Source organism: Algicola sagamiensis DSM 14643 (assembly GCF_000374485.1).
GTDB lineage: Bacteria > Pseudomonadota > Gammaproteobacteria > Enterobacterales > Alteromonadaceae > Algicola > Algicola sagamiensis.
Map to the genome: position 1 here is coordinate 1 of NZ_KB894508.1, position 26,946 is coordinate 26,946.

At 40.0% G+C, this 26,946-nt stretch carries 25 protein-coding genes; 2 read left to right on the forward strand and 23 right to left on the reverse strand.

The features are described 5' to 3' along the window. Nucleotides 1–51 precede the first annotated feature (51 nt). The 21 genes from C505_RS0118415 to C505_RS0118515 all read right to left on the reverse strand — a co-directional run bounded on the left by C505_RS0118415 (nucleotide 52) and on the right by C505_RS0118515 (nucleotide 19,299). Complete coding sequence (locus tag C505_RS0118415) at nucleotides 52–516, reverse strand: hypothetical protein (protein ID WP_018694111.1); 465 nt, start codon at nucleotides 514–516, stop codon at nucleotides 52–54. Between the two features lie 5 nt (nucleotides 517–521). After that, nucleotides 522–3,389 carry a conjugal transfer protein TraG N-terminal domain-containing protein gene (locus tag C505_RS0118420; protein WP_018694112.1) on the reverse strand — a complete coding sequence of 956 codons (2,868 nt, stop codon included), beginning with the start codon at nucleotides 3,387–3,389 and terminating at the stop codon, nucleotides 522–524. Between the two features lies 1 nt (nucleotide 3,390). Continuing rightward, nucleotides 3,391–4,833, reverse strand: coding sequence for a conjugal transfer protein TraH (locus C505_RS0118425; RefSeq protein WP_040440297.1), 1,443 nt, complete (start codon nucleotides 4,831–4,833; stop codon nucleotides 3,391–3,393). Beyond that, nucleotides 4,833–5,618, reverse strand: a complete 786-nt coding sequence (locus C505_RS0118430; RefSeq protein ID WP_018694114.1) for a conjugal transfer protein TraF — start codon at nucleotides 5,616–5,618, stop codon at nucleotides 4,833–4,835. Before C505_RS0118430 ends, C505_RS0118425 begins: the two co-directional genes overlap by 1 nt. A gap of 1 nt (nucleotide 5,619) precedes the next feature. Continuing rightward, entirely contained in the window at nucleotides 5,620–7,494 is a 1,875-nt protein-coding gene (locus tag C505_RS0118435) for a conjugal transfer protein TraN (protein WP_018694115.1), read from the reverse strand. After that, a complete protein-coding gene (trbC, locus tag C505_RS0118440; RefSeq protein WP_018694116.1) occupies nucleotides 7,491–8,303 on the reverse strand; it encodes a type-F conjugative transfer system pilin assembly protein TrbC in 813 nt (270 codons plus the stop codon). Before trbC ends, C505_RS0118435 begins: the two co-directional genes overlap by 4 nt. Next, complete coding sequence (gene traU / locus C505_RS0118445; RefSeq protein WP_018694117.1) at nucleotides 8,288–9,292, reverse strand: conjugal transfer pilus assembly protein TraU; 1,005 nt, start codon at nucleotides 9,290–9,292, stop codon at nucleotides 8,288–8,290. Before traU ends, trbC begins: the two co-directional genes overlap by 16 nt. After that, complete coding sequence (traW, locus tag C505_RS0118450) at nucleotides 9,270–9,908, reverse strand: type-F conjugative transfer system protein TraW (protein WP_211215099.1); 639 nt, start codon at nucleotides 9,906–9,908, stop codon at nucleotides 9,270–9,272. The genes traU and traW overlap by 23 nt, the downstream gene beginning before the upstream one ends. Beyond that, a complete protein-coding gene (locus tag C505_RS0118455) occupies nucleotides 9,835–10,365 on the reverse strand; it encodes a S26 family signal peptidase (RefSeq protein WP_018694119.1) in 531 nt (176 codons plus the stop codon). The genes traW and C505_RS0118455 overlap by 74 nt, the downstream gene beginning before the upstream one ends. Further along, complete coding sequence (locus C505_RS0118460) at nucleotides 10,355–10,696, reverse strand: TrbI F-type domain-containing protein (RefSeq protein ID WP_018694120.1); 342 nt, start codon at nucleotides 10,694–10,696, stop codon at nucleotides 10,355–10,357. The genes C505_RS0118455 and C505_RS0118460 overlap by 11 nt, the downstream gene beginning before the upstream one ends. Nucleotides 10,697–10,698: 2 nt before the next feature. Then, the gene (traC, locus tag C505_RS0118465; RefSeq protein WP_018694121.1) at nucleotides 10,699–13,296 is read right to left on the reverse strand and encodes a type IV secretion system protein TraC; all 2,598 of its coding nucleotides are present in this window, start codon (nucleotides 13,294–13,296) and stop codon (nucleotides 10,699–10,701) included. Continuing rightward, the gene (locus C505_RS0118470; RefSeq protein WP_157369195.1) at nucleotides 13,278–13,664 is read right to left on the reverse strand and encodes a TraV family lipoprotein; all 387 of its coding nucleotides are present in this window, start codon (nucleotides 13,662–13,664) and stop codon (nucleotides 13,278–13,280) included. Before C505_RS0118470 ends, traC begins: the two co-directional genes overlap by 19 nt. Beyond that, complete coding sequence (locus C505_RS23905) at nucleotides 13,661–14,932, reverse strand: TrbI/VirB10 family protein (protein ID WP_018694123.1); 1,272 nt, start codon at nucleotides 14,930–14,932, stop codon at nucleotides 13,661–13,663. Before C505_RS23905 ends, C505_RS0118470 begins: the two co-directional genes overlap by 4 nt. Next, nucleotides 14,925–15,647: a TraK domain-containing protein gene (locus C505_RS0118480; RefSeq protein ID WP_018694124.1), complete on the reverse strand. Its 723-nt coding sequence runs from the start codon at nucleotides 15,645–15,647 to the stop codon at nucleotides 14,925–14,927. Before C505_RS0118480 ends, C505_RS23905 begins: the two co-directional genes overlap by 8 nt. Continuing rightward, nucleotides 15,644–16,249, reverse strand: coding sequence for a TraE/TraK family type IV conjugative transfer system protein (locus tag C505_RS0118485; protein WP_018694125.1), 606 nt, complete (start codon nucleotides 16,247–16,249; stop codon nucleotides 15,644–15,646). Before C505_RS0118485 ends, C505_RS0118480 begins: the two co-directional genes overlap by 4 nt. Nucleotides 16,250–16,251: 2 nt before the next feature. Further along, nucleotides 16,252–16,563, reverse strand: coding sequence for a type IV conjugative transfer system protein TraL (traL, locus tag C505_RS23910; protein WP_018694126.1), 312 nt, complete (start codon nucleotides 16,561–16,563; stop codon nucleotides 16,252–16,254). A 56-nt stretch (nucleotides 16,564–16,619) separates the two neighbouring features. Further along, a complete protein-coding gene (locus C505_RS0118495; RefSeq protein ID WP_018694127.1) occupies nucleotides 16,620–16,958 on the reverse strand; it encodes a hypothetical protein in 339 nt (112 codons plus the stop codon). Nucleotides 16,959–17,073: 115 nt separating this feature from the next. Then, nucleotides 17,074–17,373, reverse strand: coding sequence for a hypothetical protein (locus C505_RS24450; protein WP_157369197.1), 300 nt, complete (start codon nucleotides 17,371–17,373; stop codon nucleotides 17,074–17,076). After that, nucleotides 17,370–17,945, reverse strand: coding sequence for an OmpA family protein (locus tag C505_RS0118505; RefSeq protein ID WP_018694129.1), 576 nt, complete (start codon nucleotides 17,943–17,945; stop codon nucleotides 17,370–17,372). The genes C505_RS24450 and C505_RS0118505 overlap by 4 nt, the downstream gene beginning before the upstream one ends. Beyond that, a complete protein-coding gene (locus C505_RS0118510) occupies nucleotides 17,938–18,417 on the reverse strand; it encodes a lytic transglycosylase domain-containing protein (RefSeq protein WP_322786047.1) in 480 nt (159 codons plus the stop codon). Before C505_RS0118510 ends, C505_RS0118505 begins: the two co-directional genes overlap by 8 nt. Nucleotides 18,418–18,531: 114 nt before the next feature. Then, nucleotides 18,532–19,299, reverse strand: a complete 768-nt coding sequence (locus C505_RS0118515) for a hypothetical protein (RefSeq protein WP_018694131.1) — start codon at nucleotides 19,297–19,299, stop codon at nucleotides 18,532–18,534. Nucleotides 19,300–20,270: 971 nt separating this feature from the next. Here C505_RS0118515 and C505_RS22935 point away from each other — a divergent pair. Next, nucleotides 20,271–22,571, forward strand: coding sequence for a type IV secretory system conjugative DNA transfer family protein (locus tag C505_RS22935; protein ID WP_018694134.1), 2,301 nt, complete (start codon nucleotides 20,271–20,273; stop codon nucleotides 22,569–22,571). Nucleotides 22,572–22,676: 105 nt separating this feature from the next. On the opposite strand, the gene C505_RS0118535 is transcribed toward C505_RS22935, so the two are convergent. Beyond that, on the reverse strand, nucleotides 22,677–23,537 hold the full coding sequence (locus tag C505_RS0118535; protein WP_018694135.1) for a ParB/RepB/Spo0J family partition protein: 861 nt from the start codon (nucleotides 23,535–23,537) through the stop codon (nucleotides 22,677–22,679). 109 nt (nucleotides 23,538–23,646) lie between these two features. On the opposite strand from C505_RS0118535, the gene topA reads away from it, so the two are divergent. Then, complete coding sequence (topA, locus tag C505_RS0118540) at nucleotides 23,647–25,740, forward strand: type I DNA topoisomerase (protein WP_018694136.1); 2,094 nt, start codon at nucleotides 23,647–23,649, stop codon at nucleotides 25,738–25,740. Between the two features lie 135 nt (nucleotides 25,741–25,875). On the opposite strand, the gene C505_RS0118545 is transcribed toward topA, so the two are convergent. Further along, nucleotides 25,876–26,757: an ArdC family protein gene (locus tag C505_RS0118545; protein ID WP_018694137.1), complete on the reverse strand. Its 882-nt coding sequence runs from the start codon at nucleotides 26,755–26,757 to the stop codon at nucleotides 25,876–25,878. Nucleotides 26,758–26,946 lie beyond the last annotated feature (189 nt).

The following is a 26,946-nucleotide window of genomic DNA, read 5'->3' on the forward strand; positions in this document are numbered from 1 at the left end:
AGACAAAAAGAGAAAATGACTGAACCAGCATTGTTGAAAAAGAAGATCAGCTTAAGAGCTGATCTTGTACATTCTTAACTTTACTTGAGAGTAAGCTTCAACAGTAAAAGAGTGATTTAGAGGAGGCAATACAGCATTCGCTTGCCAGTAAGCACTAATTAAATCTCTCAGCCTATCACGCTCCAACTTGTAGTATTTTTCTAATAAATCCTCTCCACCTGGCTCCTTCAGTTTTGTTTGTATCCAGACTTCCGCATCCTGTTTAGACAGTTGTTGCGTCAAAGCAATAGACGCAATGATCCTTGTTCTCAATTTTTTTCTGAAGTGGTCTGTATTTTTGGTCATATAATATGCAGCTGTCCAAGTGCCTATACGTGCATGGCAATATTTTAAAGATGTTTCTGGGCATCTGGATTCAGAAAGTTCCTCAAAAAAATCTTGTTCGTAGATAGCTGCTTTTGCAGCTATTGATGTACAAAGGAGAAATATTAATGTGAGTAGTTTTTTGTTCACCATTTAGGCTATTCCTTTTCTTTTAATCTTTCAGAAAATCTATCTAAAGAGTCCTGTTTTAATTCTTCGATCTCTCTTTCTCGAATTTGCTCGCCGACAACACCAGCAGCTCCAGGGGCCATATCACTGATGACTCGCATATCTTGTACCCTGTTTTGTGTTTCTTCGCCTTCAGCACGTAATTCTTGACGGCCTTCATAAATCCGATCTACGTTGTCAGATTGAGTTCTGACTAAATCAGGATTATTCATTCCGTCTTGAACTCCTTGAACAGAGTGATTCAGCGTATCTTTAACTGTATCCGAAGAGATGGGTGTATTCTCTTGAACTGCTGCAAGATAAGCTGAATTTGCGCCAGAAACAGCTTGATCATTATTTGAGAACAGATTTCGAATTGACTCTTCTCCTGCACTAGAAAGTTCATTTGCTTTTGTTTCAAAATTAATACCACCACCTTGGTGAAGATTAGATTCCGTAATAAGCGTCGCTATTTGCTCTCTAGCCTGTTGACCTTGAAGACCTCCTTGCCCTGCATTTCGGATCATGTTCTCGAAATCAGCTTGAGAGAGACCTTTTTCCTTTTGCGCATAATCGCTCAAAATATTCAAAGAGTTTTGCTTGAATGACGTAGCAAATTGCTCTGCTTGAGATAATGACTCACGAGCTGATTCTACCTGAACGATTGACTCTGACAACTCTCGGCTATTAGTTTTTTGCTCGGCTAAGCTTGCATCAAGCGATGAACTTGCTATCTCATTGGTGCTAATGCCAAATTTTGCAACCATATCACGTGATGCCTCAGCAGTATTCGAGGCAAGCTTCGTAAATTCATTACTCGACATAAACCTTTGGGCCATATCATATGAAGAGGACTCCGTTTCTGACGTTGCAGCCGCTGCAGAAGCAGAGACTTTGGCACCGCCAAATATGGGTACACTCACACCAGCTTCAACCTGTGCAGCAATTTGAGCTTTCGTCGCATCGTCTAATTTGATCCCTTGACTCTGAGCCCAATCATCCAGCGCTCGTTCTGCCTTCATTTGTGTGATTGTACTTAAGTTTTTCTCTGCCTCTTTAAAGGAAACATCATTTGTCTGAGACTTTCCTGCATCATTGACATATGCTTGCGCATCTCTAAATACGGCCTGATTCGACTCCGATAATTGTGCAGACTCTTGTTGTTGTCTCTGGACAGCGCTATCTAAACTCTGTTGATGTGAGTTCACAAGTGTTTGTCCGACATCAACACTGGTTCCGCCACTGGATTGATTAAATTGCATAAACCGACCAGCTGCGGACGTATCCATCATAGTTCCAGAACCTAAACGTTCATGGACCATACCAGAGTCAACGGTCGGAGATGCGTTGTGCTGAAACGCTGAATGATTATCAAAGGATGAATTGCCTAGGTTAATGTTACCAGAAGCGGCCTCATCAGAAGCTTTTGATACTGGTTGTTCGTATCCTTGCATCAACCTACCCGCTAATCCAGCCATCATTGCACCTGACATCGACACCATCATCCATGCAATCATTGGAATACTTAATGATAAATACCCTGCTACGGCTGCGTAATCCTGCATCAGATGGCCAAGACCTGTATTCGTCATTAATGATAAGCCAGTCGTACCAGTAATCCCATTCGTTAGGACAGCAGCTTTTGCTCCAGCTGCACTGTAAAAGGTAACGGCAAAGTTTAATACTGCATAAAGTGGAGGCCATAAATTTATCCAAATTAAGGCTTTCACATATCCCATTGCCACTTTAGCGACCAAGGGAGTCATCGCCATCAATAGAACGATTGGTGACACCGCATAAATGAAACTTTCGAATAGGTGCTGAAGAATAGGAAGCATTTTTTTTGCGATTTGTCCCATGACAACAAACGTTGTCTTCCTTTCTTGTTCAGCTCTGGCCAGCGCAAAGTCCTGAGCAGCAGCTGGTGCATTTGCATCTGAAGCAAAACTGACTAAGCCTCTCTTTAGAGAGTTAGCTAAAACATTCGTACCTATTATTTGAGCATTATTCAAAGACAGACCTGTCATATATTGATAAGCGACTGGCATGGCTGCTGCGTATCGTGCGACAGCCTTATCAATGTCAGATTTTTCTGGTAAAAGTTTGGCAGCATAAAGTCGAGTTGCGTTGGCAGTTTCATTATTGAGATCAACGGCAAGTTGGTTATTGATCCCAGCACGACATATAACGATTGTTCGCTGATTTGTCACATCAGTGTATGTAAAACCTCTTGTTTGAGATGTATTTGCCTGTAAGAAGTCTATTAAATTTTCAGAACGAACGAGCTCTCCCCACGTATATTGCCCCAGGAGAAGATCATAAAAAACACAGCTTTTCCAAAAATCGCTGAAGTTAGATGAGATCCGTGGGTCAGTCAGTTCAAATCGAGTAGATTCTTCAACTAAACGAGATGCAAATAAAAGCCCACTTCCTTGATATGACACCTGGTTTGGTAATGAAAAAACGGTTTCCGATTGAGTCGTGCTCCAATGTGAGAAGGTGCTAAAAAAGGATGCGGTTAAACCTACACCAAGAGGCAAATTGGCCACTACAGCAGTATTTTCAGGAAGGACTAGATCTTTTACAGTCACATTGACTTTAGGAACCAAAGCAACTTGGAAGAACATAATGACACCCAAAAGCCACTGAAAGTTAAAAGACTGCTTCATAAAAGCAATTTGAACCATTACAGCTAAGAGTCCTAACATGGCAGAAATAGCTAAAGCGACACTGTAATTCTGATTACCAAATATGGCTGCAACACCATTTAATATCTGTCTTAAGAACTCACCACCTCCGTAGGAATATATTTCCCAAGTTGTGGATGCAAACTGTGTGATATGAAGAATACCTTCCATACTACTGCCCCCACATCGTCGACTGGATCATACCTGAGCTAAGCCTGGACATAACAGCACGTTCATAGTTTTGGATGCGACCTTGCATTGAGAAGTAAAGCTCTGCATCTTGGCGATTTTTTTCTCTGAGCTTGCCGATCCCTTTGAGGATATTACTCATTCTTTGCCAGAATTCTTTTCCACGTTCAGAATCACCCATGTTATTTGGTAGAGATGAAATAGATTGTCGAGTTTTCTCTAAAACAGCTGATAAATTACGTAATAAAATGTCCTCGGCAATCAAGTCACTGTAATCAGTTGCAACAGATGCAACGTTTGAACCTCTTGGAAAGTATGCTGCTGCGGCGGTTAAGTACCGATATAAGGGGATTTTTGTACTACGTATTAAACCGAGCTGTACATTTGATAACCTTCTATCGTCATAAATCTTTTCCAGAATTTCAGAGACTTCATCTTCAACTCGGGTTTTTAACCCTTGCCAATTTGCTGTTACTTTTTGCAATCGATTCGCAATCGCACTGCATCCGTCAGGATCAGAGTTTCTATCCTTAATACACTTGCGAATTTGAACTCCCTCCCTTGCCTTCCTGCCCAGTAAAAGAGCTGTATAAATGTTTTGCCCTTGTTCCGTGAAAATGCCATTTTCATCTACAGCAGGGTCAACAAACTGAATATTGCTCCCACTATCATCTGATGACGATATATCTGAGATGATGATTGTTCCGGTCAAATTCATAATGAGTTCTGCAAAATCCAAGTCAGATTTAAAGAGAGGATCTTGCATTAAAACACTCCAAGCTAAATTTCCTTTGATAAACGCCACCTCATTTGGGCTATCTCCTGAAGATTCGGTTTCATTCACTCGGCCACCACCTGGCGTACAGTTGTGATTTGCTGTTGACCAGTCCTCCCCGAAATCTTGCATCCTTTTGATTGTACAGTTCCCCTCTTTCGCTCCAAAAAAGTCTAATGTTCCTCCCACCAATTGGGTCGCGGCTTCACAAGAATCCATGTTTAACGCATTAAATTTTTGAGCCCAAGAGTTAATGTCCTCCATGACTCCTGAGAGTTGTGGGGACACGATCTGGATACCAAGCATAAAGGCTAATGATTGCGCGTTTTGGCCAATTGCTCTCAGGTTCTTAATGAACTCATCTGCATTAATTGCACTAAATCCTCCCGCATAGAAGTCGATCCCTCCACAACCGGCAGAGAACTTTGGAGTTTGGATATTCACGAAATTGAACGGCTGAGTAATGGGAGCACGAGTCGATATTCCACCTAGAGTTGCATATCTGGCCGTCTGCCCTTCATATACACCAGGAGCGGTCACATTTGCATAATCCATATTATTAAACCAGCTATTCACTTTTTCAGCGGTTCCAGCAGCTGCATACGATGAAAAACTGCACATTGTTATCAATGAAAATGTCTTAAAATTCACTACTGAACTCCTTGCTGATGCATTTGCTGGTTAGCATTTAGAACTTTGGCACTTAAGGTGGACCAATCTGAAAATCCGTAGCCAATCGTAGAAACGGTGTTGTTATCTGGATCGACCAAAAATGTGGCAGGTACAACTTTGACGTTCAGTTGATTGGCCATTGATACGCTTTGCTTCGGATATGGGAATTCTTTCGTTCCTCGACCATCAAGAGATACAGGAATAATTGTGAAACCATAGCGTTCTCCAAATTGCTTCAGAACGGGAGAAAACTTTGCACAATAAGGGCAGTCACTTCGAAAGAAATACAATAGCCCTTTCTCAGAAGCGATTTTTTCCAACGATTGATTTGCTACTTTCACCTTAGCCTGACTATATGCAGCGATTGCTTGGTTGGTCGTTGGCCGACCATTTAACGTATAGTCATACTGAGGTGACACCCAGATAGCCCGTTTAAAACCTTCCGAAAAGCGCTCTGCTTGTGCATTGATCAGCTGCGTAATTGCCAAATAGTTCTTAATATTTTCTGGTGTCGGATTTACGACCGCAGCGGAAAGCGCTTCATTAAAAGATTTTCTTTGCTTCTCGATTATCTCGGTCGCTGTGAGGTTTGAACTTGAAGTATTTGGTGTTTCGTTTTCTTGTTCCTCTTCTGTCTCTTCCATTGGGTCTTCGTACCAATACCACCCTCGTTCGCGGTCGTCATAAAAAGCTTTATTTGTTGATTGAGCATGAGCAGATACAACCATTAAATACAGAAAACATACAAATTTCGTTAAGTTCATTTTATTCTCCAAGCTTGTCGAGCTTATCAGCCAAATCACTGATCAATTTATTCGGGTCTGCAACCACGCCTTCTGACGCTTTCTGCATAACATCGTTATAAAACTCACTCAGATCCATTTGGTTAAAATCCAGTTGTTGTAGTTCTTGAATGGTGAAACCTTTGCAAACGGGGTGACGAGTTGAACCATAACCTCGCCCAAGTTGGAGGTTGCCCTGTTCAATGACAATTCGGGCAAGTTTAGATGGGTAAGTACAGTACACTTGATATTTTCGTTTATCCGGCCAGCTGCCTACAGAGTAATTGCCAACATGATGTGCAGCACCTTTTTCTCTGGCCAGTCCAAGTTCTTTTTCTTCAGTCTTACACTGAGCCAGTCCTATTCCTTGACCCCACCCACTTGAAGCGCAACAATTCGAAAATCCAAGAGACTTCTTTCGACACTCTTTCGCAGCGCCTTTAAACACAAGGAGTTTTTTATCATCAAATTGCTTTGATATTTCTTCGGCAACGGCTAGAGCTGTGGCTGCCTTTTTGAAATCGTCTGTATTGTCTTTTGAAACGTGATACTCTGACGCGCAGTCTCCATCAGGGCAAGAAAACATATTTCCGCATAGATCAACATGGCGGGCTGCCACTAAGCGTGGACATTCATAATTAAGCTGACGAGTTCGACAATATCCATTTCCTTTTTCAACACAATTTGACCCAATCTGGGTACATCCTTGAGATTCGATTTCATCACAAAGTGGATCTCTCACAAATTTTGGGTTGCCCAATCTTCGATATTGTTGTTTCCATTTCCAACACGAACGATAGATACGGAATCCATCAACCCAACGATATCCAGAACTGACACAGTGGCTGTTAATCAGATCACCTACGAGGTGACTCTCCCCTCTTGGGCAGCTATAAGTCGTTTTTGATATTTCATCACAACCACGAACGCGCTTTAACGTAAATTTGAGATGATAGCGCCCCCAATCGTGAACCTGCACAGTTAAACGAATTGTATTCCAACCACTTCTTAAGTGGTGTTTCGCATTAAATCCAGATGCAGTCCAAACCTTTCCAAACTCACAGCTGTGATTACCACCAACATTTGTGCCTTGATGTGGCCCAATACCTCTAAATACAAGGGAGTTGTTTATCTCAATATCCAGCCAGTCATCATAGTGAATTGCGTCAATGTGAAATTTGGTGATCTCAGAAACATCTGAGATATAAAACTGGATAGTCCTGTAATGCCAAGAGCAATTACCTCTAAGCCCAATATGCTCAAAAGTATATGTATCGCCATTTTGATAATTATTCGAGTCCCCACCACTGACTTCAAAATCTGAGATGTGAAAAGAGTCTGATTCACCTGCATTGTAGTTATCGCACCAAACTTTGAGTTTTTTGTCACAGCTGAATTGAATAGTTTCTTGGTGTCCACGAATGAAGCATTGTTTCTTGTCATGAACAGTGACATCTTCCGTTCCAACAGGTAATGAAACACAGTCTGAGTACGTATCTGTCAATGAATTTGATAGTTCAACAATCTCATCCTCTCTCTTGAATAGAGGGTCTTTATCTTTATCTATCTTGTAGGGTGGGCGGTTGTCTCTTGAGCTTGATAAAAAGCGTGAGGTTGGATCGGACTGTGAATGACTTAACGCATCATCTTCGATTGCAGTACCACGCTGATAGTATTTCTTTTCCTCAACCTCTTCTCCCTGATAATTGGGTATATCGTTTGTGATTGGGTGTTTTCCTTTGTTTTGGATTGTCTGATTCAAGCTATCCGCAAAAGACTGCCCATCTTTATTGGCATTTTCTGCAAAAAGATAACCTGACAAAAAAATAAGCGCTAACGACGGATAAACATACTTCATCCTTCTTTTCCCTTTTCGAGCCAATATTCAGCGACTTGTTTTTCGGATGAATTGCCAAGTCGTGATACTTTTTCAAGAAAGTACTCAAGTGATGCAGTCCCATACGCTTTGACATGTTGTGGAATAGGACAACCTGATTTTGTACAAGCTTGAATAGGTTCTATTGGAAGGATGAACGTTGGTACTTGTTGTACTTCAAACCTTGTGAAAAGCGTTGGATCAATAGAAATCCCGCCTTGTTGATATTGATTTGAAAACGAATTGATCACCTGGATCGTTTTCTTAATATCGTTATCAATCACACCTCTAAGTACCACTTTCGATTTCAGTTTTGCAGCTTCGGTCATTAAGCTTTTCAACTGGCTCTTTGGCATCGATAGTGAAACTAAGATCACAGGTGTTGAAACACTGCGACGTTTATCTAAGTTTGAAAACTTTGAATGACGAACATCTTCGTTCGTTTTGAGGTGTTGTTTATCTAAGCTGGGCTGAATTCTATCTAAATGATAGAAACTATTACCTCGATTCCCTGTAGTCGTAGTCATTGACTCGATTTTCTTTTTTTCAGAGCTCAGCTGCTCCTGGAAGTCTTGAGAATCTAAGAGTTCATCAAGTTGCTGAAAAACCTGCTTGGTATCAGTGTCTGTTGAACCCATACTTGAACGACTTTTTTGAAGCCAATCATTAAACTCTTTGGATTGCATCAGATCTTCCGATTGCTTCAGTAATTCCTTAGTTGCCTTGTTCACTTCATCAGAAGCAACACTAACAACCGGGAGGAGCATCAAGATAATTAGAATGCGCAGCATGTTCTTTTCCTCCAAACCATATGCGTGAAATCTTCGCCTTTATATGGAAACTCTCTTCCCGCACCCCAAATGACACTTTGAGCTCCGAAGCCGTATGCTTTAAAGTTCTGTGGTATCGGATACATCATGTGTGTTTTATATTGATTTTTTCTAAGAATTGGTTGCGGTACATTCCCACAAATCGCACCCGTTGTTGATGTATCCATCGCCATTGATTGCCGATGTAATTTGAAGATCATTTTGTGTGTCTCAACTAACGAGCTATCAACACCACCGACATGATTCGCATGATTTCCAGACAGGGGATAGACTGAACCTTGTGAGCCAGAACACCAAAACAACGCATCAATTCCAAAATCGGTAATTGCAGCTTTTGCTGAATCGGCTACACATGCTGCTTGAGCAATTGGATTTGCAAAAAGTGCGGCTTCTGGATTTAAAATAAATGACAGTTCATCTTCATCCCATAAAGGGTCCAACTCACTCATATAAGCAATATCAAAAGACTCATTGATGTAGCAAGCGCCTTCCGTGATAGCCATACCAAGCCAATTTAAAACTGGATACTGTATCCAGTGAACGTGATAAAATGCTTGTCCCTTCTCCCCATCAGGCTCAACATTGTTTCCTCTTGGCGCGGATGATGAACCCAAAACGGTCCCATTTAATGTTGGTGAGCAAAACGGTTGCCGAACAACCTCTGAGACACGTGCAGGTTCCCAAAAGCTGATGCCAATACCATACCGAATGAAAATTGGTGGCGGTGCTGGACATGAACAAATCAAAGGCGGTGGCGGATCATCGTTATTGGATTGATTCGGTGCTGATAATTCCATTCCCCCAATGTTGATTGGAAACATGCATTGCCAACAAATATCGGTGATTGGGTTTGGGAAACGTCCTTCGCATCCATCAACAGCATAAGCATATGTAGGCAGCGCAATAGTTAACGAGAACATTGCAAAACTAAATTTTAAATTCTTCAACATAAAGTAGCCCCCCCGATTGACGCACAACTGCTGGCAGTGCTTTGATCCGAAAATGTGAAATGAGATACCCTTTTTGGTCAAAGTACACGCGCGATTTGGTTTTCTTTGTAACCAGATTAAAATCTCCGTTCACCAATATTCTTTTGAATCGGTAATTATCGGGACAATATTTCTCAAGCCATTGCACTTGCTCCACATCATCTCCATCAATAAAACAAAGTGCCTTCGTCAGAGGTTTTATCGTAAGCGGGTTAATTGTGTAACCTGCCGGAAATAGCACTTTTCCATGTGCATCTCGAATATCTTGAGAAACTGTGTAGGTTGGGTCTACAGCAAAACCCCGATACTCAGCTGCTTTTGGTAATGAAACTCCTGGTGGCCTTTGCACATAAGTCTTTGCATTTCCTTTTAGCCGTTCATTTAAAACATCCATTTCTCCGCTATCCTGTTTCTTTTGAAGCATCGTTTTAATGGTTTCAATTAAATCAGGTTCGATAATGGGATATGACTTACCTAACTGCCCTAGGTCTGTTGAAAGAGCCTTAAAAGATACGATGAAGGCGACCAAGCACATGGCTTTCATGGATCCAACCAATGCTCTTGTATCTGGAATCATAGGAATCCTCCTTTGCAGTCCACATGAAAAAATAGCCAGGAGGGATAACACCTGGATCACTGAGCTGAAGCTTGTCACCAGTGAAGGCTGTTTCTTTAGCTCTACCCATAAAAAAACCATTAATATAAAGATCTCTGCCCTGAAAACTCACAACATCACCCGCAACACCAGCGACTACTTTTCCAAATGAAAGTTTCTCGGGATAAAGGTTTTTCTTCGGAGGAATAAACGCGGCAATATCTCCCTTATGCACTTCAGCATCTTTAACGAGTAAAAATAGAGTGCCGTCAATACTATCTGTCCCATTTATCTTCAGCTGCATATAAGGTGAAATGAGCCAAAGAAATAGGATGATTCCAGCAGATGCGCAGACCAACCGAAAGATAATGATACGTGCTTTATGCTTTCGAATTTGCTCTTGAATTGCTGTGTCGATTAGAGGCGTTTTATCGTTCATCTGCTAACTTCTCCTGAAGTCTCGCTCTAACAACCTCCGTATAATCTGCTGCGGAAGAAACAACGGCTGGATCAACCAGGAGAACCACCTGATACTCATCTGAAACCTCTTGAATAGAACTCTCAAGTGCCGAAGAAAACTTCTCAGCTTTATCAATCGCTTCATGATCCTGCATATCCTGAGTTCCCTTCTGCTCAATGTGAGAGACAACAATCTCATTCATTCGAATAACCCCTAGGGATTTTTTATATAAGGCGTTATTCAAAAGGACAAAAATAAGCGCCCCAAAAAACCCACATAGAATGGGAAGTAGGTACTTTGTTGTGTTCATAATTATCTCTGGTTATCTAGTCGGATAAGTTGTGTGATAGAGTCGAGAACTGACACCCCTTCCTTAAGGTTATTCTCTATAAAATCGACATCCTCGCCTTTCGTTGAGAAAAGCTTTGATGTGATTGGATCTACATAGAATCGGTTTACGCTCAACCCACTAGGTCCAATAAGAACAAACTCAGAGTATTTTCCATGCCTAGTTTTGAGCGTTTTCAGGATATCAACCTTTCCATCAGAGTTATCAATTTGACCTGCTTTTTCGGCTCGTAATAACTCTTCTGGTTTTTGGCGCAGGTATATCACCGTATCTGAATTCATAAAGGCAGCTTGAGCTGTTTCAGATTTAAAATAATCTCCAATTTTTTGGGTAATCGTCATGAAACAACCATTGTATTTCCTTGCGACACGGTACCCTTCTTCGATGAATTCACCAGCGTTTCCAGATAAGAGCCGCCAAGCTTCATCAATAATGCACATTTTCTTGATTAAGCGGCTGCCTGAGTACATCACCTGTGTGATCCGCATCATCATGATTAATAAAACAACGGACTGAAGATCTGGAGTACCATTTAGAGCATCCAGATTCAAAACAACGAAACGATTATTCAGATCTATATTTGATTTTCCGGAGAAATGAATTCCATAAATGCCCTTCGATGAATATGTATAAAGGGATCTAATTAAAAAGCTTGATTGTTCTGAGAGAGCACCATGTACACTTCGATCTTGTTCCAGTGCTTCAATGACATCATCAACTTCTGCATTATTTTTCTTTTTCTTCCATGCTGCTACGATGGCCATTTCAAGGCTGGACTTATAATCTTGCGATAATGGTTCTGTTGGGCTGACCATTTGTTCAAAGATTGATTTGAGAAGAACGATTTGATCTTTCATGAACTCTGCATCTGCATCCTCAATATTACTAAAAGGATTGAAGTTAGGGATGCCTTCCCCAAAGTCGATATAGGAGCCAGATAAGATCCGATTTAGATTCCTATAACTATGCCCGGAATCAATAACAAAAGTGATACCTCCAGTACATAGAACTCTTTGAATGATCTCCTGTGTAAGGAATGATTTACCGCCTCCAGAAGCTGCACAACAAGCAATATTGTAATTGCCTTGTTCATTGTCAAAATTATCAAAGAACCCAACTTGGCCCATTCGCCCAAATAACAGAAGCAATGGAGTTGAAGTCCCTTTGAACTCACCGACCCAAGGGGCTAAATTCGTGCAGGTCCAAGACAGGCGTTTCGTGTAATGATTGACCTTTTTAAGCATTTGGTGGGTATCCTGGCAGACTCCCATTGGCATAGCCCCCAAGAAGGAGTGAATCGGAGTATAACGACTCCGTGATAAGAGCCATCCAAAGCTTTTAAACACACCTGTTAGCGCTTCCTCTGACTCTTGCTCTTTCCCTTGAGGGCAAAATGCCAAGATTTGGAAAAAAGAATTCATCATCTTGCTTCCATCATCAATTTGCTTGTGAGCGAACTCCCAATCTCTTTTTCGTTCACGCCATTGAGGAACATATTTTGAGATTGGTGAGCTTTCCATTTGTGTTGCTCTTAGCATCTTTTTCTTTGTTTCAGACTGTTCAGCAACCTGATCTGGAACACTAACCGTTAATGTCATGACATAAGGACATCGATGTCGTGACATCGCATTCGTGAAAGAGCCGATTAATTCTGAGTTACGAAATCCTGGCCAAATATTGGGCAACTGCTTCACATGAAAAGGAAGTACTGAAAAGTTTGCATCATCATGAATAATAGAGGAGACCCCTGCCCCCCAAAGTGCAGCAGTATCGGAGTCAATGACTTGTGTATTGATCAGTTTGTTTGGGTCATAGCGAAGTCTATTTTTTTCTTTCCTTGATGGATTTAGCATGCCATCCAATAGCCCAATTAAGAGATCGGCCCCCATTTCCTTAGACCATATATTTACACTTTGTAATGCGCCCTGTATTGATTGGCGAGTTCTTTTTAAAAACTCAATATCTTCATCAGGCATATCCACTGCCTTTAGACCTTGAGGTACAGGAAGTGTGTAGGAAATCAATAGATGTTTATTATTGAGAATGGAAGCTTCATCATCAAAAAGAGAGTCCCATTTACCTAATTTCAAATATTCAACTCGATTACTTGAAAGTGCTTCAGTCATTTCCAATAAAGGATCACCTTCACTCAGATTGCTTGCCTCTTTCCAAGTATTTAAGATGGGCTCAATGTTTGGATCTGAGAATAAACTCACCTGAATTGTTGTGTTTGGTTTATGTGTTAGACCAAAAATTCCATTTAGAACTGTTAGCTCTGACTCCATCACGGATGTTTTAGGAGAACAATACAAAACAAACCCAACTGTATCGATGTTGTAAAACATCCCTGTATTTGGATCATACGATTCGTAGGGGAGTATCGATGCAAAAGAAACTCTTTCACTAAAGTCTTTTATCATTCTTTCAGTTGGGATGCCCCCCATTTCACTTGCTCTTACAGTCGGCGGAGTATCATCAATGAATGCTTGCTTTAAGGAACCAAAGAACTTCCTTTCAAGCCTTTTCACTTCACTTAAGAAATCTATTTTTCCAGTACCCATTGTGACTCCTTCATTTTTAAGTAGACATAACCACCTGCATCTAAATCATGGGATTCATTTTTAAAAGAGCGATAGAGAACCCTCATCACAACGGGTTTCGTTAAAATGGGATCACCAACATTGACATAATTGATAGTTCGATGGGCTTCACCAACCTCTATCAAACTGATATTGTTTTGTTTCTTATTTTTCTTGTTATACAAGCTTTTCCTGTAATCACTGGAGTTTGATGATGTTTGCTCATAAACCTCAGACACTGAGCGACATTCGGCCTCAGGAATAGCACCGCAGGAGTATTCGTCTGTAAACATACTGCATCCATTCATCAAGGCTGCTGACATAGGTAAAATTAAGAGTTTCTGTCTCACTTTTGCGGTCCTCCCATGTTCCCTTTTATGTTTCGCTTAAATTCGATGGGTTCTGCTAGAACAACCTCCCCCATCCGGTTTGCTGCAACCTCAATAATTGGGTACATTTCGTTTGCCCTTTCCATGTAGTACTCGGCAAGTTTTTCCATTGAATTTGAACCACCTTGAGCAATGCCTGTTTCAAATGCTTTCGATGGATTTACTGACGTAACATTTCCTAAAGCAGTTTGTTCAACTTTCTGATTTTGAGAAACTATATTTGCGCTCATACCTGAAAGGGTTCCCGCAACAAATGAGCGAGCAATCAAAGCGCCACTTTTTTCAACAACTCTTCCTCGGAAGCCTTCTTTTCCATCCTCTCCATTGACCCACCCTTTAACTTTTACATCGATAATGTCGCCATTTACCAAGATGCATGACATCCGCTCTAAACGGATCTTTCCTCTTTCACTCGGAAGATCGCCTCGCATATCTCCAGTCACATGACAGTCCTTGATTTCAGAGGTAAAAAAGTTAGGAAGTGTCCCATGATCGACAAGTCTCATAAGAATAGGAACGGGATTATTCTTGGCTTCTCCCCCTGTAGGAGCATCAGCCCCGGAAAGTAAAACAATCTTCCCGAAAGCACCTGAAGGTAGAGAATTTGAAATATTTAACCCTTTCGATTTGCCTTGTGATTTAGCATCGTCAAAATCAAAGACTTGTATTGATGTTGCATTCGTACCACCGCCACGACTAGAAGACGAAGGCGCAGGAGGCAGCATATTCCTAGCGAGTCGATCTCCTGGGCTCTCGTGTGTTAGTTGAGGATTGCTAGCCTCAACAACTGGAATGTTCCCTTTATTCATATTCGGCGGTGGGGGTAGCTCTCCTTTCACCGGAGAAGTATTGATTATCGGTGCTGCATTTATTGCCTTATTATTCGTCAGTTCATTACGCTTTAATGTTGCATGAAGTTGTTTCATCTGCTCTTGTAGTAGGCTGATATCTTCTTTTAACGCCTTATTTTCAGTTAGGTACTTTGTCATTTCTTCTTCTGATTTCGCTATCCAGCGTTCTTCATGAGAGATATCTGAGCTTGAGCCTTTTCTGGTGTAGTCTTTCCTGACTTCTTGCTCTTTCATCCTTTTTTGCTCAAGAACAGAAGGTTTTCCTCGATTTGGATCGGAAATCCACAATCCAAGCGTTATAAACCCCACAGTGCCGATTAACCCCAAAACAGCAATTAGCTTCTGCTTTCTTGAGATTGTTTTTGCTGAATCAGTCATGACTACCTCGTCGAACAATGTATAGTTTTGTGGACTTACCTTGCATGAGGTTTAATTGCGCTAAGCCTGCGGCGATGACATCTTGCCCAAACTCAAAGAACTCAGACTCATGAAAATGGAGCGGTTTATTGGTCATGTTTTTTACGATGTATACTTCTCCAATAAAATGGTGACTTTTGAAGCTCTGAACTAACTTGATGTCTGTTTCTTTCCAAATCAGAACGTCTTCATTTTCATCATGAATGTCATATCCTCTTAGCGCAGTACCCATGAACATTGATTTAAAAAGTTGATTCACTTGAGACTTAAGGCTTTGTTGCTTAAATCTATTACTTTCAAATTTGCTCGATATTGTGTTTTTTGGTTCTAAGAAAATCGTTTGTGAAGGAACCATTTTTTGAGTGGCCACAATCGTAAAGGTATTTCCAAGGTCATCTCTTGCGAAAAATGAAAATGTCCCAGGCGCAGTTGGACTTGCTTTGAAATAGGCTTCTCCTTGAGATTTATCAGCTTTTAAATCCAAGTAACCCTTTGGTGACCAAACCTTTTTCAATCTTCCTTTTCCTGCAACAGCAAGTCGTGATACATCTTGTCTTGAGATGATAATATTTACTTCATCCCCATCCTTAACTTTAAAATTCTGTGCTGCAAATGCATTTAAAGAACAAGCAATGGCACAAAGAACAGACAATGCTTTAGTTAAGTTCTTCTTCATTTTTCAGCTCCTTCTTTGTCTTCAACTTTTATGTAAGTTTTTCCTCCATCAAATGTTTCAACTTCAACATTCTCCTTTAGCCAAATCCGTCCGCCTGAGTATTCAAAGTCCATTTGAAATGTCCTCAATTTCTCACTGATGTTTTTTTTCCCTAGATACGTTTTGATATCCGCAGTAATAAATGCTTGATAGTTACTGACATAAATACTCATTGGATAGAATGCACTGGACTCATCACGTTTTTTGATGAATTTAGCTTTATTGGCTAATTCAGATTTTTTCAGTCCGTAAATTGATGGATGAAAGTGTTTAGCCAAATTTTCAAATTGAAATGACACAGTATCTGGAATGTAATGAAACCTTGCGGATAAAAGCTCAGTGGCGAGTTTTTCAATATACAAAGGATCTGGATTTTCTTTGTCTACAGCATACTTTTGAGTCAGAGACAAAGGGTGAATGATCACCTTTTCTTCAAATTCATAATTGATAAACCAAAGAACTGCTAGTAGGTGAGATATAGCAAGGATCAGTGTTAAAATTTTATAGAATCTCGCTGATAATGATTGCTCAACAATATGAGATTTATAGGTATTCTTTAACATGCCTAATTCCCCAAAAACTCTCGAATATGAGAAGGGTTTCTCTTTGAGCCCCAAGACTGACTTGGCAAGAACCAAAAAAACAATTTAAGGATCAAACCTTTTCCACCTTCATCCTTTAAACGAACATACAAACGAGCTAATAGCCAACCAGCCATCACTCCCAACAAAAGGCCGACAGCACCAAGAGACATTCCAATGAAAATTGGAATGAGAAATATCAATGCGGTATCTGCCTCCCAGACGAAAAAAAGCATGCCCGCATCAAGTGTTCTCGGCACCCAATATCTTTCTAGATCGTTTGATGGATTACCCATATTAAGTACCTCCATATAAAATGAAGCGGATCCACAAAGTGATATCCGCTTTAAAATTAGATAACAGCTGACGTGAACAAGGTATTTACGATCTGCGGAGCAAGGGTTCCAAAAACAGCTAAAAGAATCCCCATCCCAGCCATGATTGGCTTTCCTCCAAGAGCACCATATCCAAGACCGATTAACCCTCCTGTTATACAAATACCTCTTCCAAGAAATCCATTTGCAGCGTCAATCACAAAGTTGTAAAACGATTGGAATGCAGCTCCAGTTGCCCCAGCTCCCCCCGCATATGCAGGTGCAACCATCATGAAGGCAATTGCAAATAGCATGAAAATGACGAGGTTATTATTCTCATTCTTCTCAATTGTTTTCATTTGAACACTAGTGTTCATCTACTTATCTCCTTAAGATAACGATCATGTTTTGACTCATTTATTAATCTTTTTATATTCACAAAAAGATTAATTCTGTGTTGTTCACTCTCGACTGAGTAAACGAAATTTAGATTTACCTTTTTAGCTTTGATGCGGGATGTGAACTCGCTGTAAGTGCCATTAAACCAACTGAAATGAAATGAAATTGCCCATACCAAAAACCAGCAGAAATGAAGATTACTGCAATTGTAAAAGAGATGAGATCGCCTATTACTAGGCCGCTCCGAAAGCTTTCAATGATTTTTGGAGAGGGAACGAAGCAAGCAGCCATCATTGCAACTCCGACAGCTGCAACGGTGAAACTCTCATTCAAACAACTAACTAAATACGTAACCAACGCAATAGCTAAGCAGACTATGTCAATCATTTTCATTTGATTAGTACCTCTACTCTACGGTTTATGCCTCGCTTATCCTCGGATGAATTCGGCACTAAGTAACAGCAAACACCATTGCCTGAGATAGTGATTTGTTGAGAGGAAACTCCAAGTTCTAATAGAAGTGACTTAACGCTTTTCGCACGATTTAGAGCCAGTTTATCGTTGTAATTTTCTGTACCAATGTCATCGGTATATCCAACTAAAGTTATTTCTTTCTGAGCTAATTTTTGGAAAAGAGCCTTGAGTCGTTCTTGTTCACGGAGCTTGAGAGTTGCACTATCAAAATCAAAATGTACTTTGGTAAATAATGAGAATGATTTTTTAGTGTTTAACGCTTTTGGTTTTTGATGTTTGGTTACAACCGAAGGAGACGCATTGTAATCTTCCTTTTCTGGCTTATGTAATTCACGTTGAGTAATTGGTGTTTTTGGGGTGAGATTTGGGCATCGCCAAGCTCCACGACGTAAGTCGCAAAAAACATACTCATCTGTTTTATTTATATCTTGGTATTGCTTCTGGGTGATCCCTAAGACTGAAGGTTGTTTCCTTGATGGCAAGTTATTCATTTCGCATGCGCTCAATGACATTAAAATACCGCAAACGAACATCATCCGAGTACTTTTGCCTAGCGGCTTTCGCCCAGTTCGCTTTTGAAGTTCCAACATTGTACGCACCAACAGCCTCCCAAGTATTTCCAAAAATTTCTATTGATTGAGCAAGCACCCATGCACCGACGTGAATAGAGGTACATGGGTCAAATAAATCTTCTCGCTCAATTCCAATTTGTTTTAATTTGGGATACCAAAAGGAGTTGATTTGCATCAGTCCAACATCCTCATCTGAAGTTCTTCGATTTACCGCATTTGGATTAAAAGAGCTTTCTTTATCAGCGATTGCATATAGCAAATAGGGATGTATTTCATACAACTTCCCTGCCTGAAACCAACAACTGCCCACTCCGATATCATGCAAATTTTCAACTGATGCAGTAGACGAAAAAGGGATCAGAAAAACCAAAACTTTTACAAAGGTATCCACAAAATCAAAAATAATAATTATGATGTTGGAAATATTATATTATGAAAGGAATAAAAACAATCAATATATTATATTCTGATTGTTTTTATTTTTTATTATGATTGGCAGGGGTTATCAAAATGATATTGGATCATACTGGAAGACATAACGGTCCCTTAACTTGGGGATCTCATCTGGATTAAAATCGTTTGACAGCTTCCTCAATTGTCCAGACTTTGGAGTCCGTGAGAATGTTGGCCACATGCTTTCATTAAATAGCTTCTCGTAATGTTTGCAGTCAGCTTCTTGCTGGAAGATGTAGATCACACCTGTGTACTCCTTATTAGCAAAGTTATTTGCATGGTTTTTAAAGGTCAGGTAAATACGCTTGTTATCCTTTCTCCATCTCTCAAATTCAATTGCTGACCAGTATTTTCTACCATCTTTTTCGGTTGCGAGTATTGCATCGGGTCTATCCCCCTTCTCTCCGAATTGGATGTTCTTATCTGCGATCACCTCACAATAGTTGTGGAGGCGGGTAACAATCGCAAATTGAACTGAAAGGTCATGGATAATGTGAGAATATTTACCAAGATTCGAAACGCGAGTCACAGCTTTTGATATATCGCGTCCAAGTGCTTCCAGGTAACTTACTCCAACAGATGTCATGATCAAATATCTTTGATTTTTCGTATGAACATTTTTGAACTCTTGAAGTACACCATCCTTTTTTAAACTATTAAAAAATCGATTTGAATTCATTGGTGTCTGGCCGATCCGCTTCGAGAGAATTTCAACAGAAGAGAAGCGAAATTCAAGCAACCAATCTAAAACCAATCGAGTCTTTTCATCCTTAATAGCGGGCGGATATTTTAGAGTTGGATCTCGTTTTTCTACAATCATGTTCACCTACACTTGTTCTAAAAGTTTTGCACCTATTCTTTTTATGGAGAAAAACAATCGTCCAAAACGATTTTTATTCTCCTCATAAATTGCGTTGGCTCGACATAAATACAAAACACCTAAGAGTTTTGTATTTAAGCAATTTCGCCAAAGGTTCCTGACGTATCCAAACGTCAAAGGGACCTTTGGAGCGACCCCAAGTCGCGGAACCTGGCGAATGCCCTCACCCAATGAGGGCAAAAGTTTTTCTCTCTCCATTCGTTTTTTGGGCTTCCTAAAAGTCCAAAAAATCAGCTTGAGAGTTCGCCCCAAGCGAACCGAATGCTGACCAAAGGGCAGCGAGGATTCTCCAAAGAATCCGAAAGGAATTACGCTCTCCAAAGAGCGTATTCCTGTGCGGCCCTGCCGCCGTCAAAGTGAGCCCCAAGCGAGCCTTGACCCCCTGCGTTCGGGGAAGCGTTCAGCGCATCCGAATATAGCCAACTGGCTATGTGAGGACGCAAATTGCAGCTTCAGCAAAATGCAGCGCCCCGCAAGGCGGGGGGTCAAGGCTCGTAGAGACTTGACGGCGGCAGGTTTGAATTTTTCTTGGGTCGTGCGTCCAGCGCGGCACAAGAAAAAGAAAGGGGGAAGCCCCCTTTTAAGCAGAGTGGGCGTTCCCCACGTCGCGCGGTGAATTTCGTCTAATCCCCGTGTCCAGCGGGGTTTAGATGAAAGAGGCAGAGCCTAATTCCGATTTCGGTGGCGTTCCCACCAAATCGTACTCTTTTGAAAAAAGAGTCCGTGTTTTTACGAAAAAACACAGCGCGAAGCGCATTATAAGCGCAATTTTTACATCAATTTTATCATCATATTTACCATCAATCCATTTTGATGGTAAAATTGTCTAAGGTATTGATATAAAAATAAGTTCTTAACGGGGAATTTTCCGACCGGAAATTTCTTAAACGAAAGATGATATAGGAGTAATTATGGATAATGGCTGGCAAATCCTCGATTTTTTCGGGAAAGTAAATTATTCAGTAATGACATGGGCAGATACATCTTACTGGTGGTGCTGGGCTGCCATTATATTTATAGGCTCTCTTGTCGGTATGTCACCATTATCATCACATCACGAACATACCTTTCTAGAAACACTATCAGTCTTTCTTAGAAAAGGCTTACTGATTGTCGGCTTCGGATTATTTATTTTACCGTTTATCATGTTGTATGTTTATGACATGACCACTATGAATGAGCTATTTTCTGGGACGCAAGCCTTTCTTCAGTGGTTTCTTAACATGACTCAAAAAAACGGTTGGTCTGTTATCCCTGCTTTTTTAATCGGTTACTTTTTAAGATTTAGCTATAACCGATACTTTTTGACTTTAATTTCAAAAGTGAAACGTTACCTCCGTAACACTCAATCCGAAGATTCAATCTCAGATATCGTTGAAGAAAATGCGAAGTACAAATCCAAAGATTTCTTGCCGAACAAATATTACAAAGAAGGGTTTATATTTATTGCATTGGATGAACATAACAAGCCTATCTACGTTCCATTAGAAACATGGCGAGAAACAAACTCCCAAATCGTCGGACCTACACGTTACGGTAAAGGTGTCATTATAGGCGCTCTCATTGATCAAGTGATCCGTATGAATGATATGTGTGTATATATCGATCCGAAAGATGACACATTCGCCAAACACTTGATGTATCAAGCATGCCAAGCCACTGGAAGAAAATTCTATTATGTATCACTTCATGATGATGACCTTGGTAGTTGGGCACCGTTTACTGGTGGTGTAGAGAATGATGCCTTCTCAAGATTGCTTACAGCATTCAATCTCGAAAAAACTGGAGATCCTGGAACAGATTATTACAAAGGACAAGAAACAAAAGTTTTACGCCCTATCTTTTCAAGAACCCGAAGAATTGAAGGGATCTTAAATGAGATGTCAGGACTTCTTGAATCAAGTAGCGCTGAAGCTGGATTAGAGGTCTGGTCAACATATACTAGTTTGAACCCAAAACCAAAAAAAGGGTTTAGTGTCGAACAAGCAATCAAAGAAAATGCAGTTGTTTATTTTCAAGGCTCTTTAGATGATCAAGTCATTAAAACGGCAACCAAAATGTTCATTGTTGAGCTGATACAAGAACTTCGTCGGTTGAAGAAAACTGGTGAGAAGAAATCTCATGCTACCGTTATCGTTGATGAGGTTTCATTTCTTGTCTCTGAGAAGTTGCGAGAAGCACTTGCAACGATAGTCGGATTTGGTGTGAATTTTGTTAATGCCTACCAGTCTCCAAGCGACTTGGAAAATACTGATGATGTTAATTTAAATGGGAAAACACTTCGTCATTCCGTTGATGTTAACTCACAAATTAAAGCCATATATGGAGGCGCTGACTTTGAAACGGCGGAGTGGGCTGCAAATTTATCGGGGAAAATACGTAAAGAAGTCACAAAGTCTGAACAAACAGATATTAAAACTGGTGGTGCTGAGATGTGGGATAAAGGTCGAACCATTGGGACTGTTGAAGAAAATCTCATACCGACAAACGTTGTGCTAACACTCCCAAAACGAGTTTGTGTCTTTGTTCAACCACAACAACTTATGAAGGTTGCTTTCACTTCTTTTGTTCCAGTCGATAATATGGAGCACTTAAATGAATTTTTAGATGCTAAGAAGAAGCCATCACAAATTAAACTTCAGGAAAAGACTCAAGAGAAACACGAAGATTTAATGTCTGATGTCGCAGATAATATTATGCATTTCCAACGGGTGAATAGTGATGCATTAAATCAAGCCGACAGTGATTCATCTATATCCAAAGAGGTCCTGGAAGTAAAAAAAGAACACACCCCCTACCCTACTCTATCAAGTGAGTCACTGGAAGATACAAATTCAAAAGATAATGAGGGGCTAGAAGTTTCGCATGCGAAACCACGCGCAAAGGAAGTTGAAACAGAAGATCAGGAAGCTCCAGAAAAAATAAACAGGAGTCAAAAAAACAAAGCAAGGCGTGAAAAACAAAAGCAAAAGAAAAAAGAAGCAGCAAAAGCATTGGACGCTCAATCGCCTCATCAAGACACCTCTACCACTTCACCAGTAAACGTGACAGACTTAACTATAGAAGAGGATGATGAAGATGAAGATCTTTCAGCATTTTTATCTTCAGCATCAAAACCTAAAGAAAAAGATATTGCGACTATGCTTTCCACTGTTGATGATGACGCTGTAACTTTGAAAAAAATGCATGAGGAAACTGAAGTAGAGCAGTAGCCCAAGGACGTATTAAATATTAAAAAAGGAGCTGTCGCTCCTTTTTTAATTTGGTGTTGTATGGTTCCTCTATGGAGGCTCATTTCAAGTCATGTTTAAATATCTTTAGATTGAGTCATTGACCCATTCCATAAATTTATCCATGTAGATACTCATTTCTTTATTATCAGTATTTCTCCAAGTAGGCGCATTTTTATCAAGCACAAATGAAAACTCTGTTTTTTCAATCAGCCTGATTACCTGATCTGGTGAAAGTTGTAACTTTAAGGATAAAGGTTTTTGTTCTTCTTTTTTTTGAGTAGGGGTTTGCTCCTTAGGTTCTACTTTTTTGGTATCGTACCTCTTTCGTGCAAAGAACTCTTTTGAATTAAACTGCCCTTCTTCAATCAATTGAATGGCTGTTTTTCTCTTTTCTGGCCCCAAATTATTTATTTTTTTTAAAATGGAATAGTCTCTCATTTTTCCATTTCTCGCGAGACTACGGACATCCTCACCATATTTCAGGATGGCAGTATTTTTACTTATCCACGATGGACTTTTACCAAGCTCTTTAGCTGCGTATTCCCTTGGGTTTGAGATCCCCTGCTCTTTAAGGTACTTCAGGCGTTTCTCCAAGAATTCTCCAAGTTCAACTGGATTGAGATTCTCTCTATGCAAGTTTTCTGTGATCTGATGTGCATAGACCTTATCGTTACTGAATTCTTTTTCCCCATCAACAACTATCGCTGTGATTGTCTCTTTACCTGCGTGCTGAGAAGCCTGCCACCTTCTCTCACCTGCAATGATCATGTATTGAGGCTTTCCAAACTCAGCACCTTTTATCCTTTGGACAGTAATCGCCTGAACTTGGCCAACAGCATCAATGCTTTCAGCTAGTTCGATGATTTTATCTGGATCAAAGTCTTTTCTGGGTTGAGTCGGGTCAGGGATTATGTCAGTTAGTTTGATCTTCTCAAGCTTATCCATAGTGCTCCTCTATTGTGTAAATCAAAAAATATAATTAGTGACTCAGTTAATTTTAACAATCATAATATATTATATTGATTATTCATAATAATAAAATAAGGGTGAGCGAATGAAATTAATGATTGTTGAAAGTCCAGCAAAAGTGAAAAAGATAAAATCATTCTTATCTAATGATTGGATTGTTAAAGCCAGTGTTGGACACATACGTGATTTGCCAGAGAGCGAAATGGGCTTCACACCTCCAGACTTTAAACCTGTATACGAAGTATATTCAGAAAAAAAGAAAGTCGTATCCGATCTTAAAAAGGCATCGAAACAAGCCTATGAAATTTTTCTGGCCACCGATAATGACCGTGAAGGAGAAGCAATCGCTTTCCACCTAATGAGCGAGTTAAAATTAAAAAAGCCGAAGAGGATCACATTCAATGAATTAACAAAGTCAGCAATACAAACAGCAATATCAAAGCCACGAGAGATTGATTTTCAACTCGTTAGAGCATACGAAGGTAGGCGAATACTTGATCGGATCATAGGCTATTGCGTTTCACCAGTATTAACAAAGAAATCCCATGTAAATCTCAGTGCTGGCAGAGTTCAGTCTGTTTGCTTAAAGATTATCGTGTTACGGGAGCAAGAAATAGAAGATTTTATTCCAAGAAAGTTCTATGACATCTCAATACAATTAGAAAATGGGATCAAAGCATCACTAAATATTGAACCTTGGTCGAGTGAAAAACATATCTTTGATAAGAGCCAATTAGAACAAATTCTCAATATTAAAGAAGTCATTGTTTCTGAGGTATCTATTACCGAAAAAAAAGAACATCCCAAAGCACCATTTATATCTAGCTCAATTCAGCAATCAGCATCAAGGTTGTATGGATTTACACCAAAGAAAACAATGGATATTTTGCAGCAACTCCATGACCTTGGAGCCATTACATATCATCGAACAGATAATCCAAATTTATCTGAGGATGGTTACACAATGATGGTTAAATACCTTCAATCAAAAGAAATCCCACACTCAACTGAACAGAAAAAGTATAAAAGTAAATCTTCTGCTCAAGAGGCTCATGAAGCAATCAGGCCAACTGATGTAAATACAGAGTCCATCAATAGCACCGATGATGTCCAAAAAATTTACGCTCTAATTAGGGAAAGAGCAATTGCTTCAGCAATGCCTGCCGCAATTGATGTTATTACAACAATCAAGTTCCAATCCGTACAGGAAGTTTCTAATTCCAATTATTCTGGGTATGCTGAATTCAACGCTAAAGCAAATATTGAAAAAGAAAAAGCTTGGCGGGATTTTGTTTCTATCGAGAAAAAGAATAAATCTGATATTCATCTACCTGTTATTCCTTCAAACGACGATAGTTTCGCATGCGAAACTTTATTAGAAGAGAAGACAACCAAATCTCCTAGTCGATACACTGAGGCCGAATTAGTCAACTCACTTGAAAAGCTTGGCATTGGTCGTCCTTCAACCTATGCCTCAATCCTAGAAAATATAAAATCAAGAAAGTATGTTGAAGTTAAAAAAATGGGGGGTAGGGAAGGGGTCATATCTCCGTCTGAGCTCGGGAAAACTCTCATTTCAGCCATCAAGAGAATGTCATTTATGAATATAAAATACACAGAGATCGTAGAAGAGTATCTTGATAAGATCTCAAATGGACATGGAAGCTACGTTGACCTTGCAGCAAGTGTATTTGAAACAGTCAACAAAGAAGTAAAGAATATTCATATCCCTGTTTTATTAGAAACGAAAGAATGTCCATTATGCTCACAACCTATCAAAAGAGTTATTTCAAAAAAGAAATCTGCTTTCTGGGTCCACCTAAATGATATACATGAAGGGGAGTGTGAAAAATATATTCAAGACCAATCAGGTAATCCTGTGATCCAAAAAACACAGATTTGCCCTCAATGTGCTGGTGATATTAAACAGATCTCCACAAATAGTGGTCAGGTTTTATGGGTGCATTCCAATGAAGATAACTTGGAAGACTGTTTCAAGTTCATTCCCGACCATGATGGTACTCCTCACATTCCTGAAGTCAGGCAGTGTGACATTTGTAGTACTCAAATTCATAGGCAGAGAAGTAAGGATGGAAGTAAATGGTATTGGACACATACGACAACTAAAGACTGTTTGCAATTTATCAATGATGTTGATGGTTCTCCTGACTTTAAGTAAAGTTTCGCATGCGAAACGAATAGTAAGCCGCCCCGAAGGGCGGCTATGATCTCAAATACAATTTAGTACTGACATCTATTTGGTAGCATTTTAACTTCTGAAGATAAGTACCAAGCAAAGCTCACCTCATCCCATTCATTTGCAAATACCACCCGATTTTATGTAGGTATACGCCTTATACGCAGCTGAAGAAGCATTAAAAATAAAGGATTTATCATTTTTAAGTACCCCTAGCCAGTCATTAATATACGACGCATGTTGATGATGCTCTCCCTGTATACCAAGCTCCGCACAAAAGAACGCAGCCCCTAGCTCAGCACATAGTTCCTCTTTCGCATAGTCTTCTTTAGTCCGAGGATATTTGAATCTATCTAATCTAGACTTAATCCCCGTACTATGAATTAGTTCATGCGCAAAAGTTGACACAAAGCTGCTTTCATCTCTAAAACTAGTCGGGAGTCTGATTAAATCACTAGCAGGAGAATATACAGCTACACTTCCGCCATGTTTAACCTTCACACCAGTTTGCTCACAATACTGATTTGCAATCATATTGATCGCATCAGTCAACTCAGATTTGTCATGTTGAGGTGAAACAACCGTACTTGGAATATCTTTTAAACCCTCGATTTGATCAAGGTTGAAAACTGAAAAAAATTTACGGCAGTACACCGTCTTCTGAATTATTTCTCCATTTTCTTCCTCATCCACTTCAATGGGCTTTACAAAGATACAACTTGTTGCTTTTTCTCCTTTGATAATACGACCTCCCAACTTTTTAGCCTGATTGAATGTCAACCAGGCATTTTTCTTGTAACCTGATTCCATTGTTCGCATCCAAAGCATCAATACATTGACTCCCGAATATTGCGCTTTAGTTGACCAATTATAGGGAAGGGAAGGTACTTGATCATTTTGCCAAGGACATTGCCAAGGCATTAACCCTTTTTCCTCAATAAGAGCGATGATAGAGTCAGTTACTATTTGCTGAATATCAGGTTGAGTATTCGTTTTCATGATAACCCCTTTTGGTAGAGGCGCACCAACTGGTCACTATGACCAGTCAAAACACCGATCATAGTTTCTCTAAAATAAGAGCCAGTTTTATAAAGCGACAGGTCGCTTCATGTAAATGATACTAAAACTTTATTATTATATTCAAGCTGTTAGTGAATTAAAATCGTCGGTCATAGCATTTGATATGCA

Excerpts from the sequence above, each read along its gene's own strand:
- C505_RS0118535 (WP_018694135.1), bottom strand. The coding sequence starts at position 23,537 with ATGGATAAGCTTGAGAAGATCAAACTAACTGACATAATCCCTGACCCG.
- C505_RS0118505 (WP_018694129.1), bottom strand. The coding sequence starts at position 17,945 with ATGAATAACTTGCCATCAAGGAAACAACCTTCAGTCTTAGGGATCACC.
- C505_RS0118545 (WP_018694137.1), bottom strand. The coding sequence starts at position 26,757 with ATGAAAACGAATACTCAACCTGATATTCAGCAAATAGTAACTGACTCT.
- C505_RS0118455 (WP_018694119.1), bottom strand. The coding sequence starts at position 10,365 with ATGAACGATAAAACGCCTCTAATCGACACAGCAATTCAAGAGCAAATT.
- traL (WP_018694126.1), bottom strand. The coding sequence starts at position 16,563 with ATGGGTAATCCATCAAACGATCTAGAAAGATATTGGGTGCCGAGAACA.
- C505_RS0118415 (WP_018694111.1), bottom strand. The coding sequence starts at position 516 with ATGGTGAACAAAAAACTACTCACATTAATATTTCTCCTTTGTACATCA.
- topA (WP_018694136.1), top strand. The coding sequence starts at position 23,647 with ATGAAATTAATGATTGTTGAAAGTCCAGCAAAAGTGAAAAAGATAAAA.
- C505_RS0118495 (WP_018694127.1), bottom strand. The coding sequence starts at position 16,958 with ATGAACACTAGTGTTCAAATGAAAACAATTGAGAAGAATGAGAATAAT.
- traU (WP_018694117.1), bottom strand. The coding sequence starts at position 9,292 with ATGTTGAAGAATTTAAAATTTAGTTTTGCAATGTTCTCGTTAACTATT.
- C505_RS0118430 (WP_018694114.1), bottom strand. The coding sequence starts at position 5,618 with ATGAACTTAACGAAATTTGTATGTTTTCTGTATTTAATGGTTGTATCT.
- traW (WP_211215099.1), bottom strand. The coding sequence starts at position 9,908 with ATGATTCCAGATACAAGAGCATTGGTTGGATCCATGAAAGCCATGTGC.
- trbC (WP_018694116.1), bottom strand. The coding sequence starts at position 8,303 with ATGCTGCGCATTCTAATTATCTTGATGCTCCTCCCGGTTGTTAGTGTT.
- C505_RS0118460 (WP_018694120.1), bottom strand. The coding sequence starts at position 10,696 with ATGAACACAACAAAGTACCTACTTCCCATTCTATGTGGGTTTTTTGGG.
- C505_RS22935 (WP_018694134.1), top strand. The coding sequence starts at position 20,271 with ATGGATAATGGCTGGCAAATCCTCGATTTTTTCGGGAAAGTAAATTAT.
- traC (WP_018694121.1), bottom strand. The coding sequence starts at position 13,296 with ATGGGTACTGGAAAAATAGATTTCTTAAGTGAAGTGAAAAGGCTTGAA.
- C505_RS0118515 (WP_018694131.1), bottom strand. The coding sequence starts at position 19,299 with ATGATTGTAGAAAAACGAGATCCAACTCTAAAATATCCGCCCGCTATT.
- C505_RS24450 (WP_157369197.1), bottom strand. The coding sequence starts at position 17,373 with ATGAAAATGATTGACATAGTCTGCTTAGCTATTGCGTTGGTTACGTAT.
- C505_RS0118485 (WP_018694125.1), bottom strand. The coding sequence starts at position 16,249 with ATGTTAAAGAATACCTATAAATCTCATATTGTTGAGCAATCATTATCA.
- C505_RS0118480 (WP_018694124.1), bottom strand. The coding sequence starts at position 15,647 with ATGAAGAAGAACTTAACTAAAGCATTGTCTGTTCTTTGTGCCATTGCT.
- C505_RS23905 (WP_018694123.1), bottom strand. The coding sequence starts at position 14,932 with ATGACTGATTCAGCAAAAACAATCTCAAGAAAGCAGAAGCTAATTGCT.
- C505_RS0118420 (WP_018694112.1), bottom strand. The coding sequence starts at position 3,389 with ATGGAAGGTATTCTTCATATCACACAGTTTGCATCCACAACTTGGGAA.
- C505_RS0118435 (WP_018694115.1), bottom strand. The coding sequence starts at position 7,494 with ATGAAGTATGTTTATCCGTCGTTAGCGCTTATTTTTTTGTCAGGTTAT.